The sequence below is a fragment of the Roseiconus nitratireducens genome, from assembly GCF_008629675.1.
Lineage (GTDB): Bacteria > Planctomycetota > Planctomycetia > Pirellulales > Pirellulaceae > Stieleria > Stieleria nitratireducens.
Genome location: NZ_VWOX01000014.1, coordinates 91,692 through 105,035, shown reverse-complemented (window position 1 = coordinate 105,035; position 13,344 = coordinate 91,692). Strand labels below are relative to the sequence as shown.

7 protein-coding genes are annotated in these 13,344 nt (G+C 61.2%); 4 read left to right on the top strand and 3 right to left on the bottom strand.

The features are described 5' to 3' along the window. Positions 1–198: 198 nt before the first annotated feature. From FYK55_RS21725 to FYK55_RS21715, 3 genes are all read right to left on the bottom strand, one after another. Complete coding sequence (locus FYK55_RS21725; RefSeq protein ID WP_150078716.1) at positions 199–1,881, bottom strand: L-lactate permease; 1,683 nt, start codon at positions 1,879–1,881, stop codon at positions 199–201. A 147-nt stretch (positions 1,882–2,028) separates the two neighbouring features. Continuing rightward, positions 2,029–2,841: a sugar phosphate isomerase/epimerase family protein gene (locus tag FYK55_RS21720; RefSeq protein ID WP_150078715.1), complete on the bottom strand. Its 813-nt coding sequence runs from the start codon at positions 2,839–2,841 to the stop codon at positions 2,029–2,031. Positions 2,842–3,264: 423 nt separating this feature from the next. Then, positions 3,265–6,135 (bottom strand): 2-oxoglutarate dehydrogenase E1 component, encoded by a 2,871-nt coding sequence (locus FYK55_RS21715; protein WP_150078714.1) that lies wholly within the window; start codon positions 6,133–6,135, stop codon positions 3,265–3,267. Between the two features lie 533 nt (positions 6,136–6,668). Between FYK55_RS21715 and FYK55_RS21710 the strand changes: the two genes are divergently transcribed. The 4 genes from FYK55_RS21710 (at position 6,669) to FYK55_RS21695 (ending at position 13,324) form a co-directional block, all read left to right on the top strand. Then, positions 6,669–7,310 carry a hypothetical protein gene (locus FYK55_RS21710; protein ID WP_150078713.1) on the top strand — a complete coding sequence of 214 codons (642 nt, stop codon included), beginning with the start codon at positions 6,669–6,671 and terminating at the stop codon, positions 7,308–7,310. A gap of 113 nt (positions 7,311–7,423) precedes the next feature. Next, positions 7,424–9,688, top strand: coding sequence for a multiheme c-type cytochrome (locus FYK55_RS21705; protein ID WP_150078712.1), 2,265 nt, complete (start codon positions 7,424–7,426; stop codon positions 9,686–9,688). Positions 9,689–9,789: 101 nt separating this feature from the next. After that, complete coding sequence (locus tag FYK55_RS21700; RefSeq protein WP_150078711.1) at positions 9,790–10,176, top strand: hypothetical protein; 387 nt, start codon at positions 9,790–9,792, stop codon at positions 10,174–10,176. 91 nt (positions 10,177–10,267) lie between these two features. Beyond that, positions 10,268–13,324 (top strand): M28 family peptidase, encoded by a 3,057-nt coding sequence (locus tag FYK55_RS21695; RefSeq protein WP_150078710.1) that lies wholly within the window; start codon positions 10,268–10,270, stop codon positions 13,322–13,324. The last annotated feature ends 20 nt before the right edge of the window (positions 13,325–13,344 follow it).

The following is a 13,344-nucleotide window of genomic DNA, read 5'->3' as shown; positions in this document are numbered from 1 at the left end:
CTCCGCATTCAACCACTGGCGTCCGAGCGACGACATTTTCCGTCGTGCCAGTCCCTCTATCCTAACCGCATCGGCAGTGCGGCGCAGTCTTTTTCGTGACATCCGGCCTCCCCAGCCCTGACGGCCAACGCCAAGCCGCCTGCACGTCTTGCCCCAAAACGGCCGGCAACGCCACCGAGACCTCAGGCGGACGAGATCTCACGCGACCGTCAGCCCGATCAATCCGGCTACCAGGATGTAGTAGAAGAACACCAGCGCGGTCACGCGAATCACGTCGCCTTCGCGTCCGACCAGCCCCACGACCGCGCAGGCGGCGACCACATTGTGAACGCAGATCACGTTCCCGGCCGCACCGCCCACTGCCTGCAACGAAACACCCCACAGGGGATCCGCGCCGATTTGCTGGGCAGCCTGGAACTGAAACAGCGAGAACATCATGTTGCTGATCGTGTTGCTGCCGGCGACGAATGCTCCCAGACCGCCGACCAACGGCGAAAACAACGGCCACGCCCCACCGGCAACCGAAGCCACTCCTTCGGCCAGAACAATCGGCATCGCCTCCAACCCCGAACTCCCGCCGCCGGAATGAATGAAAACCTGGACCATGGGGACGGCAAACAACAAGGCCGCCGAGGCGGAAAAGATCATTCGTCCCGACCGCGCCCAAGCGCGTCCGATCGCGGGCCGGCTCATCCGATGCAACGCGGCGGTCCCCAGGGACACCAACACGAACACGCTGCCCGGGACATACAACCATTGGATCGGTTTGATTTCGATTCCTGAGCCAAACACCGAATGCAGCATCGGGCTGTCGCTCGGGATCGTCCAGGCCTTCAACGAATCGCCAATGCCCAGTTGGGGCAGTCGAGTGATGACCAACAGAATGGCGATCACCAGGTAAGGCAACCAGGCTTCCCACAGTGGAATCCGTCGAGGTGCGTCGTCCAAGTCGATGGCGACGGATCCGTTCCAGTTGGAGGGCCAATCGGTTCGCGGCGGAAAATCCCACCCCGTGTCCTCGGGCAACAGAAACCCTACCTTCGCCGCGGGGATAATGATCGCTAGCCCCACCAAAGCGCCCAACAGCGACGGAAACTCGGGCCCCAGCAGGCGGGCGATGATTGCGTACGGGACTGTCATGCACAGTGACGCCAGCAACGCAAACTTCCACACTTGCAGCCCTTCGGCGACGCTGCGTTTCGCACCAAACAAACGAGTCATCACGCACACGACCACCAGCGGAATCACCGTTCCGCAAACGGCGTGAATCAGCGCCACGCGGGCGCCGACGATCGGAAGCAATTCCGTCCACGACAGCATTCCCTGTTGGGCTGCGTAATCGCTCACGCCCGGACTGTTGTCCAATCCGTTCTTTACACCCACCAAGATCGGTGTCCCGACCGCCCCGAAAGACACCGGGGTGCATTGGATCAGCATCCCGGAAATCACCGCTGACTTCGCCGGAAACCCCAGCCCCACCAGCAACGGGACACACACCGCCGCGGGCGTTCCGAATCCGGCTGAGCCTTCGATGAAGGATCCGAACAACCATGCGACGATGATCACTTGAACGCGGCGATCGTCGCTGATTTGAGTGAAGCCGCGACGGATCACGGCCAGAGCACCACTTTCACTCAAGGTGTTGAGCAGCAGAATCGCGCCAAACACGATGTACAGCAGCGTGATCGCGACCACCACACCGTTCAACGACGCGGCGGCAATTTGCACGGGTGCGATTCCCCAGTACAGCCACGCAACCGAGATCGCCCCCAAGTACGCCAACGGCATCGCCCTGGATGCCGGCCAGCGACGTCCCACAAGGAAGACAGCCACCACCACGATCGGCAGCAGAGACATCACGGGCGGCAGCCATTGGTTCATCGCCGGCAAATCACCTCAATCGGGGAGAGACAGGTGGGCACTGACTGATCGGGACTGACTGATCGGGACTGACTGATCGGGACTGACTGATCGGGACTGCCAGATGGGGTTCTGACAGGGATTCGCCGGGGACCGCAACCGCGTCGCTCAGCACAGCCCGGCGAACGTGCGATCCAGGTAGCGTTTGGTGTGATCGAGCAGTTGCTCGTAACCGATCGTTTCCACATCCTCACCGATCAGCTCGACTTCCCAGGCCCCACGATACCCTTGCTCGTGCAGCATTTCCATCAATCGGCCCAACGGAACGCAACCGTCACCGAGCAAACAGCGGTTCATCTCGCCATGCGGACAATGGCGTCCATCGCCTAATTGGACCAGGTGAATGTGTGGTGCCACATCAGGCAGCCAATGCATTGCTCCCTCGTCCATCCCGACATGATAGGTGTCCAAGACCAGGCCGAGTGCCGGATTGCCGACCCGCTCGATGATGTCCAGCGTCGATTGCAGGTCGTTGACAAAAGACCATTCGTCGCCGCAGCCAGGATGGTACGGTTCCAGAGCCAATTGGATTCCGTGTTCGCAGGCGACGGCCGCCAGGCGGCAGAGGGCCTGGCAAAGCGTCCGTCGCAGATGCGTTTGGATGTGATTGTTTTTTCCGCCGGCCAGGACGATCAACGTGTCGGCGTTCAATTCCGCCGCTTGGATGACAGCCTTGATCGCATCTTGCACCGCATCCTCATACGTTCGTCCGTCGCTTCCGGTGAAGCCGCCGACCCAGGAAAGCGATGTGACCGCCATGGAATGTTCGGCCAACAGTTCGATGGCCCGATCGACGCCGTAGTCCTCCAGCTTGGGACGGTACAGACCGATCCCGCTGAAACCGTGTTTGGCGTAGGCGATCACCTCCGACTCCAGGTCCCAACGGAGCGTCGAAAGCTGGCTTACAGAAAGCGTTGTCATCCGTGCGTCGGCTGATGGTAATGGGAGGGGAAAAGGGTCCGCACGAGCGCAGTCATCGGCAGTGACGACCGCCCTCGATTCCGTTGGTTGCGGATCGCGGTTCCGCGTTTAGCGGTCCGCGAGGTGGTGCCCGCGCCGGCCGAACAACCCGGACCCGCCTGCGATTGAATCGCTTACCTTGTGGCGGGCCGGCAACCGTCCTGGCCGGTCGCCGGCGATTGTAACCAATCGAACGAAGGAATCATCGGCGAAGCGTTTGATGGCAAAAGAGATTTTGAAAACTCTTTTCGCCAGACTTTGTGGCGAGCCGGACCGCACTACTGTCTCGCCGAATACGCGTCGATCACGAATTCGATCTAGGGACCTTCCCCAGGCGGTGGCAACGCTGGAAACTTCACGCTCTGGCGAGCGTGGCTACGGATCTCACAGGCCTTCGAAGGCCGCTTCGATCAGCTCTTTTTGCTCTAGCAAGTGGGCCGCCATGCTGCCCGTGCTGGGACTGGCCGATTCCGCTCGCGTGACCGGAACCAGTTCCCAACCGGTCGATGCGATTTCGTCACCAAACTTCAGTTTGATGTACGGCCAGGCGCCCATGTTCAGCGGTTCGTCCTGGACGAAGTACACGTCGCGGCCGCGTGGCAAACCGGAGAGCGCCGAAATCAACTGTTCGGCCTCCAGCGGATACAGCTGCTCGACCCGGATCAATGCGACGTCTTCCAGCTCCCGTTCACGACGCGACTTTTTCAAGTCGTAATAAATCTTGCCGGTGCACAACATCACGCGGCGGGCGGTGGCCAGATCGACCTCGGGATCACCCAGGATGCGATGGAAGCCGCCGTCGGACAATTCACTTCGATCGCTAATCACCTCGGGGTGCCGCAGCAAGCTCTTGGGCGTCAGGACGACCAGCGGCTTGCGCCAATTGCGGAGCACTTGGCGCCGCAGCAGGTGGAAATATTGCGCCGGAGTCGTCGGCTGGCAAACCTGGATGTTGTGTTCGGCTGACATTGCCAGAAAACGTTCCACGCGAGCGCTACAGTGTTCCGGTCCCTGGCCTTCGAAACCGTGTGGCAACAACATCACCAAGCCGCTCAACCGATTCCACTTGTCCTCGGCGCTGGCGATGAACTGATCGACAATCACTTGGGCACAGTTCCAGAAATCGCCGAACTGGGCCTCCCACATGACCAGATCATCGGGGGCGTCCAGCGAATATCCGTATTCGAAACCCAGCACGCCGGCTTCGCTCAGCGGGCTGTTGTGCATTTCCACCCGGCCCTGCTTGAACCCCAAATGCTCGCCGATGTGTTCCAAGGGCATGTAGGTCGCGCCGGTTTTGACGTCATGCTGGACGGCATGCCGCTGACTAAACGTGCCCCGCTGACAATCCTGTCCCGTCAATCGGATGGAGGTGCCGTCGGCCAGCAGCGTGGCAAACGCGGCCAGTTCGGCGGTGGCCCAATCGAACGGTTTTTCACCGCTGGCCATTTTGCGACGATTGGCCAACAAACGCTTGAGCTTCTTGTGCTGGGAAAACTCGCCGGGCAACCGCGTCGCCGCGTCGACCAGCTCGCCCAGCCGCGTTTCATCGAACGTCGTGTCGGTCGGATCAACGGGCTCGCGTCCGCCGAAGTAAGCCGCCCATCCGGCAGCCAGGGTCTGAGTGTCGGGGACGAATTTTTCCGCCTGACTGGCGGCGAATTCCGATTCCAGCTTTTCCGTTCGTTTCTGCTGAATCTTTTCCGCTTCGGCGTCGGTGATCTTCCCGAGGGTCTTCAGCCGATTGAGGTACTGCTCGCGGACACTGGCGCGGCTGTCGATCTCGACGTACATCCGCGGCTGTGTGAATCGCGGCTCGTCGCCCTCGTTGTGCCCCCAACGGCGATAGGCATACATGTCGATCACGACGTCGCGTTGGAATTCGTTGCGGAAATCCATCGCCAGCGAAACCACTTGCGCAACGGCCTCCGGGTCTTCCCCGTTGACGTGAAAAATGGGCACCTGCAACATTTTTGCGACGTCGGTCGCGTAGGTGGTGCTGCGTCCCTGGGACGGCTCGGTGGTGAACCCCACCTGGTTGTTGATGATCACATGCAACGTGCCGCCGACGCGATAACCCGGCAACTGGCTCAGGTTCAGCGTTTCCTGCACAACGCCCTCACCGGCGAAAGCGGCGTCGCCATGGATCAGGATGGTCATGACTTCGCGGCGTTTCGAATCGCCACGCCGGTCCTGTTTGCAACGCGTCCGTCCCAGCGCCACCGTGTTGACGTATTCCAGGTGGCTGGGATTGAAGCACAGGGAAATGTGCAGTTTGTCGCCGCGGGCCGTCTTCCAATCGCTGCTGTAGCCCAGGTGGTAGCGGACGTCGCCGCCGCCGCGATTCATCTCGGGATTGGGGTCGTCAAAGGACCAGAAAATGTTCATGGCCCGCTTCTTCAAGATGTTCGCCATCACGTTCAGACGGCCGCGGTGGGCCATCCCCATGACAACTTCCTTCACCCCGTGTTCGCCGGCTTTTTCCAGAGCCAGGTCCAACATCGGGATCAAGGTTTCGGCGCCTTCGAGCGAAAACGTTTTGGCGCCCACAAATTTCCGCCGCACGAACTCTTCGAAAATCGAGGCGTCGGCCAACCGTGCGTAAATCCGCCGTTGCTTTTCGTGGGAAAGCTCCAGCCGATTCTCGGTGCTTTCCATCCGTTGCTGGAGCCAATCGCGGATATTGCGATTGTCGATGTGCATGAACTGCGCGCCGATCGAACGGCAGTACGTGTTTTGCAGCTTCTGCAAAATCACGTCCAACGTGTCGCCCTCGACGTGTTCCAACGCCGCGGAATCCAGCCGCCGCTGAAGATCCTGGTCGCTGACGCCGTACCGTTGGGGACTCAGCTCGGGCGCGTCCCCACGGTCAAACCCCAGCGGGTCCAACTGGGCACGCAGGTGCCCCCGGACCCGATACTCACGCACCAGCTGATTGACGCGGTCCTGCATCCGCGACATCCACAACGCCTGATCGGTCGATTCATCTCCGGTCGATCCCTTGCGGGTCAGCGGCGGGGCGGCCACGGACACTGCGCCACCGGACGCCACCGCGCCTCCAGCAGCCTGTGCGGATGCGCCTCCCCGGCGACGTCCGTCACGCTCAACCGCGGCCTCCTCCCGACGCGCCGGTGCGGTTCGCGAACCGAGCATGAACTGCTCAAAATACTGTCGCCACGTGTCGGGCACACTTTCGGGGTCGCGAACATACTGGACATACAAATCATCGATGTAGTCCAAGCTGAAACTATTCATGTCAGCCGAAACCAGTCACATGCGTGAATGCGGGGGGGCAAGCGGAGGTGATCGCGTGGCGGGTCGATCGGTCGGTCGATTCGGTCTTGACCCGACGGCACCGCGGTCGGCACAGTCTAGAATTCCGTCCCAGGACCGTCACCAGCACTCGCGCCGCGGCGCGAATGATTTTCGGAAAAACGTTCCAGCCTGCTCGCGAAGCGCCCCAACATCTGTCGCCGCACCGAGACGGCACCGGCATGGCCCCGCCGCAAGCAACGTGTTCGACTTCGTGACCGTTTCCGTTCAACGGTTCCTCTCCACAAGCGCACAGCCCGTTCATGTCCCGATCGTTCAGGCCCAGGGTCACCCGAATTCCGGCGGTCGCCCGGATTCCGTTCTCGCAGCCGCGTCCCTCGCCGGTGCCCCGTTCACACACGCTTTCGACCCCTTCCGGCGACCGTGGCAAACCCAGCGGGAAACATGCAACGAATTGCGTGCTTCCGCAAACGCCAGACCGGCAAATGGCAGCCCACCGGGGGATGCGATTCGTCGTGACCCTGACCTCCTTCATCATCGCATGCTCGATCGCAAAGTCGAGTCCGTCCCAGGAGATTTCCGCCGGTCAGTCGATCACCTTGCCCGACGTCGACCTGCCCCAGACGCCCCCCCAGGCGGTATCGCCGCGGACCCAGGAGCTGATCCGCCAGGCGATCGAAGGAAAACCGGTGCCGGCCACTGCGGATCCGATGCTGCAGGATGTGCTCGATCACATTCGCGGCAGCCGCTTGCTGGAAGGTTTCCCCGACGCCGAAGATGTGATTCCCCCACCCAAACAGCCCGGCGACCGAGCGAAATCGCTCGCCGAACACGACAATCCCGACTCCACTCATCGCTACCCCAGGCTGATTCCCGAGGCTGCCCCCTGGAAAAACCGCGTGAAAGAACTGCGAACGGCCGAGCTTTTGCTGCGTACAGCACGGTTGCTTGCCAAACAGAGGCCGGTCGACGAAAAAAGGGAGCAACTGGTGAACGAGATGTGCCGGCAAGCGGTTCTTCTGGCGTCACCTGAACCGTCCCACAAACAGCCTTCCCAGACTCGACCACCCCGACGCCGGCCCCACCCGGATCTCCCCCTGGATCCGCATTCCACCACGCCGCAGGGCGGCGAACCGTTATCGCCCCAGTCCCCCTAACATCCTCCAGGCGGATCCCGCCTTCCAACGTCTTGCCATCCGCCGAATCGCTTTCCCCGTCTTCACCATCGAACGCTTCGGCCGATCATTCGCCTCGGCCGAGGAGGCGCTTGATGATGTTTGTCGGCCTGGTCGCCGTCGTCGCCGCCGGCGGGGTGCTTGCCGATTACTGGAGCGCCCACCCGGCCGGGATCACGCCCGAGTTTGTCGGACGCGACACCTGTGCCCAATGCCACCAGCAGGAATTGGCCGCCTTCACCGGTTCCGACCATGACAAGGCGATGGACGTTGCAACCGAGACGACCGTCCTGGGCGATTTCAACGACGTGACGTTCGAGCACGACGGTTTGACGAACCGCCTGTACCGTGACGGCGACCGCTTCATGGTGCACACCGAAGGCGAAGACGGCACCATGCAGGAATTCGAGGTCAAGTACGTGTTCGGCGTTTATCCGCTGCAACAATTCATGGTGGAATTTGACCGGGACCAGGACACGGATGACTGCGAGATCGCCCGGCTGCAGGTCTTGCGAATCTCCTGGGACAGCCGCGACAACCGCTGGTTCTATCTGCGGCCCCCGGATGTCGATGACAAATTGGCCGCCGACGACCCGCTGCACTGGACCGGGATCGCTCAGCGTTGGCAGACGATGTGCGCCGACTGCCACTCCACCAATCTGAAACGGAATTTTGACCCGGTCACGGCCACGTACCATACAACGTTCTCGGAGATCGACGTCAGCTGCGAAGCCTGCCACGGCCCGGGGTCGTTGCACGTCGAACTGGCCAACGAGTCCTCACTGTTCTGGGATCGCCGCTACGGGTATGGGCTGGCAAAGTTGAAAGGCGACGATGCCGAACCCCAATTGCAGACCTGCGCCCCCTGCCATAGCCGACGAAGTGTCATCGAAGGCGATTTTCAGCCCGGGCCGAACTATTGCGACCACTACCGGTTGGAGACGCTGGGCGAATCGACGTATTTCCCCGACGGACAAATCAAGGACGAAGTCTACGTCTACGGCTCGTTCATCCAGAGCAAGATGTATCACAAGGGGATTCGCTGCACGGATTGTCACGACCCGCACTCGTTAAAACTGAAACACCCCGGAAACGAGACCTGCACCTCCTGCCATCAACACGCCGCCGGCAAGTACGACGTGCCCTCGCACCACCACCACGCGCCGGGCAGCGAGGGGGCCAAGTGCGTGAATTGCCACATGCCGCACACCACGTACATGGAGATCGACCCCCGTCGCGACCACAGCCTGCGTATCCCGCGTCCGGACCTGTCTGTTCAGCTGGGCACTCCCAACGCCTGCAGCCATTGCCATGTCAAAGACCAGCTGGCCAAGATCCAACCGGAACGGCGCGACGACTTTGCGGCCATGGAATACTCCCAATGGTTGCAAGCAGCCGATCAGGACGGGTCAGAGGAATTGGGCCAGGACGGACAAACACTCGACGAGTTGATCGAACAGACGGACCGTTGGTGCGACGAAGCCTGCGACCGTTGGTACGGAGCCGACCGGCAACGCCCGGAGCATTTTGCCGAAATCCTGGTTCCGCTCCGACGCGGCGAACCGGGCGCGGCCACCGACGCGTTGGAAAAACTGTCCATCCAGGACGAGCGATTTCCCGCGATCGCCCGAGCAACCACGCTGGAAGAACTGGCCCGCCGGCCCGTTCCGGGGTTGACCACCGTGGCCGCGCAGCTTGCTAAAGATCCGTTGGAAGAACCGCTGGTGCGGGCTGCCGCCGCCGGCGCACTGGCCACCGCGACTCCGGGCACCGCGAAATCAAAGCTGTTGCCGATGCTGCAGGATGAATCGCGTCTGGTGCGCACCTCAGCGGCTCGCGCGCTGCTGTCCTCAGGGGCCTTCAATGAGCTCTCGTCCTCCGAACGGACACGTCTGGAGGGTGCGCTGCGCGAAGTCCATGAAGAACTGATGCAAGCCTCGGACCGCAGCGGGGCTCACATGAGTTGGGCGATGATGTTGGAGCAGCTCGGGCGTTTTGGTGAAGCGATCGAAAGCTACCAGACCGCCATCCGCGTCGAACCGAAAACGACCGGTCCCCGTTCCAATTTGGCAAACCTGTTGGAACAGTTGGCACCGCGGGTCTCGCCGCAGGAACGCGAGGCCCTGCAGAATCGCGCCAGCAAACTCCGCCAACAAGAGCTTCCGCTGATGGCGCGTGACGCGAAACTGGCGCCCAATCTGGCGGAAATCCAGTACCGTTACGGGCTAGCGCTTTACTTGGACGGCCAAAATGACGAGGCCCTTGCCCAGCTTGAGAAGGCCCAGGAGTTGGAACCGGAGAACCCGCAATTCGCCACCGCGGTGAAGTTGCTGCGGGAAAAGATGGACGAAGCGCCATAATTCCGATGGTCCCGCGTGCGACCGCGCCGCCGATCGCTTCCCCGGACTCCATCGTTTCGTTCTCACCGACATCGGGATTCAAGCTCACCCCCCGCCGCCGCATGATTGCCTTTCTTAAATCACTTCGAGAAAAATGGAACAATTGGTGCGGTGACCACGAAATGGAACTGGAGATCCGCAAACACCTGACCCGCAACGGGTACTACGGCGGCACCGTCAAGTTGCAAAACGTGCGACTGGTCGCGGTCCAGCGCCCAGGTTGGTTGCAGATCTATCGCTTTGAAGCCGTCGCCCGCCTGAAAGTGGAAGAATCCGATGGTCCCGACCCGGAACCGCAGTACGACCAGCTTTACGGGTTGGTCCGCGACGACATCCGCCACAAACTGACGCGTGTCCGCGTCTTCCACGATCCCGCCGAACGACGCGAATTGTTCCTGCGTTGGAGCGAAGACCTGATCCAACTGAGAGGCAGTCACGGACTGGTATAATCAGCCGCCGCCACCGCCTCGCCAGACCACCGTCTCGCCAGACCAACGACACGAATCCGATTCGCTGTTTCCCACCTTGCTTTGTGCGCCCATGCGATATTTTCTTGCTTCCCTTTGCCTTGTTGCCACCTGGTCCTTGTCGCCCCCGTTCGGTCATGCCTTGCGTGCCGAAGAGCCACCCGCCGAGCAATCCCCGAGCGACACCGATGATTCTGCCGAAAAGGATTCCGCCGAAAAAGAACAGGAACTGATTTCGAATCCCCGGCAAATCACATTCGAAGGCCTGCGCGCCGGTGAGGGGTATTTCAACCAGGACGCCACGCAGATGGTGTTTCAAAGCGAACGGGATCCGGCCAACCCGTTCTATCAAATCTATTTGATGGACCTACAAACCGGCGACATCGAAAAGGTTTCACCGGGGACCGGCAAAACCACGTGCGCCTGGATTCACCCGTCGGGCGACCGGATCCTGTTTTCCAGCACGCACCACGATCCCCAGTCGGTCCAAAAGCAGGAAGAATTGTTACAGCTGCGGCGTGAAGGAAAGCAACCCCGCTACGCCTGGGACTACGATCCGGAATTCGAGATCTACGAACGAACCGAAGACGGGGCGTATCACCGGCTGACCGATGCCCGTGGCTACGATGCCGAAGCGAGCTACAGCCCCGACGGCAAGCAAATCGTCTTCGCTTCCAATCGCGCCGCGTACTCGCGTGACCTCTCGGAGAAAGAGGCGGAGTTGCTGAAGACGGACAAGTCTTACTTCATCGACTTGTACATCATGGACGCCGACGGCACCAACGTCCGCCGATTGACCGACGTCCGCGGCTACGACGGTGGCCCGTTCTTTTCCCCCGACGGATCCCGCATTTGTTGGCGTCGGTTTTCGGAGGATGCGACCACCGCCGAGATCTACACGATGAAGACCGACGGCACCGATGTGCGGCGTCTGACCGACATCCATGCGATGAGTTGGGCTCCCTTTTTTCATCCCAGCGGCGACTACCTGATCTTCACCACCAACCGTCACGGGTTTTCCAACTTTGAACTGTATTGTGTCCGCGCCGACGGCAAAGGTTCCCCGGTTCGCGTCACCTACACCGACGGCTTTGACGGCCTGCCGGTGTTCCTGCCCGGAGGCGACCGCCTGGCCTGGACCAGCACCCGCACGCCCGAGAAACGATCCCAAATCTTCCTGGCCGAATGGGATGACGCCAAGATCCGTGAATTGTTGCAACTGAATCAGGAAGACGATTCCGATCTACAAGCAGCGCGACAGGCGGCCGAGGAATCGGCGCCCGAGTTCATCCCGGCGGACATCGCCCGGCACGTTGATTTTCTGACCCGACCGGAACTGGAAGGTCGCTTGACCGGGACCGAAGGGGAACGGCGGGCAACGGCGTACGTCGCCGCGTATCTGGAAAGTCTGGGTTTTGTCCCAGCGGGGGAATCAGACAGCTTTTTTCAAACCTTTGAGTTTCCCGCCGGATCGTCGCTGACCGACAACAACGTTCTGACCGTGGGCGACAAGCGGGCGACGTTGGATGTCGACTGGCGGCCGCTCGCTTTTTCAGCCGACGGAACCACCAAACCGACCGAGGTCGTCTTTGCCGGCTACGGAATGCAGGTTCCCGGCAATGACGAAGTCGAAGAGTACGACAGCTATGTGCACTTGAACGTTGCCGACCGCTGGGTCCTGGTGTTTCGCGATCTGCCGCAAGACATTTCACCGGAGCGGCGACAGCAACTGGCACGTTTCAGCTCGCCACGTCGCAAGGCCACCGTTGCTCGCGATCTGGGCGCGAAAGGAATCATCTTTGTCGCCGGCCCGACCAGCAAAGTGCGTGACGAACTGATCCGCTTCGATTCAAACGCCTCGTCAGCCGGAATCAGCATCCCGGCGATCTCCGTCACGAACAAATTGGCGTCCGAGTTGTTCTCCGCTGATGCCAAGCTGGTCGAAATCCAGAAAGAATTGGATGACGGGTCATTGGCAATGGGATACGTGCTGGAGGGAAAAAAGGTCGGAACCGAGGTCGAGATCGAACGCAAGACCGGTACCGGACGCAACGTGATCGCACGACTGCCGGCCGCGGAGTCGGACACTACCGAGTACCCCATGGTGATGGTGGGCGCCCACATCGATCACCTGGGACGAGGCGGCGGCAGCAACAGCTTGGCAACCGGCGATGAACAGGACATGATCCACCAGGGCGCCGACGACAACGCCTCCGGTGTCGCCGCCATGCTGGAGATTGCCCAGTATCTGGCCAACGAGAAAGCCGCCGGACGCTTGGACGCCCGTCGTGATTTTGTGGTTGCTGCGTGGAGCGGAGAAGAGCTGGGGTTATTCGGATCTCAGGCCTTCATCGAATCCTTCTACCAGCTGTATCCCGAGGCGCCCCGGGCGGAGGTTGATGAGCAGGCCCAAAGGGTCGCCCGCGCCCATGGGATGAGCCCCGGTGCGGCCCCGCTTTCGCCGGCCATCGCCGCGTACCTGAACCTGGACATGGTGGGACGATTGCGCGACAAGCTGGTCGTTCAGGGGGTTGGATCTTCGCCGCAGTTTGGATCTCTGGTTCGACGCCGCAATGTGCCCGTCGGATTGCCGCTGACTCTGGACAAAACCAGCACACGGCTGCCAACCGATGCCTCGGCGTTCGTCGCCCGCGATGTCCCGATCCTGTCGGGATTCACCGGAGCGCACGAAGACTATCACACGCCACGCGACACGAAGGAAAAACTGAACTACGAAGGGGCGTCGGACACCGCCAAGTTGTTTGCACTGCTCGCACGCGGCCTGCTGACCGACGCCGAACCGCCGGTGTTCGAATTAGACGAAGGGGAAAAGAAGGACCAGGAAGTGCCCCGCGCTCGCCTGACCGCCTACCTCGGGACCGTGCCCGATTACGCCGCCGGCGACATCAAAGGACTGAAGCTCAGTGGCGTTGCCGCCGACGGTCCCGCTGCCAAAGCCGGAGTCCGCGGGGGCGACGTGATCGTGAAACTGGCCGGCCGTGACATCGAGGATATCTACGACTACACCTACGCGATCGAAGCATTGAAGGTCGGCGAGCCCACGGATATCTCGGTCCGTCGGGGCGAGAAAACGGTGGAGCTGAAGATCACGCCAAGCTCGCGCGAGTAGCAGCCGCACGGATGCCGCCC

What these genes read in the sequence shown, in the direction of transcription:
- FYK55_RS21725 (WP_150078716.1), bottom strand. Translation starts at nt 1,881, where the DNA reads ATGAACCAATGGCTGCCGCCCGTGATGTCTCTGCTGCCGATCGTGGTG.
- FYK55_RS21720 (WP_150078715.1), bottom strand. Translation starts at nt 2,841, where the DNA reads ATGACAACGCTTTCTGTAAGCCAGCTTTCGACGCTCCGTTGGGACCTG.
- FYK55_RS21715 (WP_150078714.1), bottom strand. Translation starts at nt 6,135, where the DNA reads ATGAATAGTTTCAGCTTGGACTACATCGATGATTTGTATGTCCAGTAT.
- FYK55_RS21705 (WP_150078712.1), top strand. Translation starts at nt 7,424, where the DNA reads ATGATGTTTGTCGGCCTGGTCGCCGTCGTCGCCGCCGGCGGGGTGCTT.
- FYK55_RS21700 (WP_150078711.1), top strand. Translation starts at nt 9,790, where the DNA reads ATGATTGCCTTTCTTAAATCACTTCGAGAAAAATGGAACAATTGGTGC.
- FYK55_RS21695 (WP_150078710.1), top strand. Translation starts at nt 10,268, where the DNA reads ATGCGATATTTTCTTGCTTCCCTTTGCCTTGTTGCCACCTGGTCCTTG.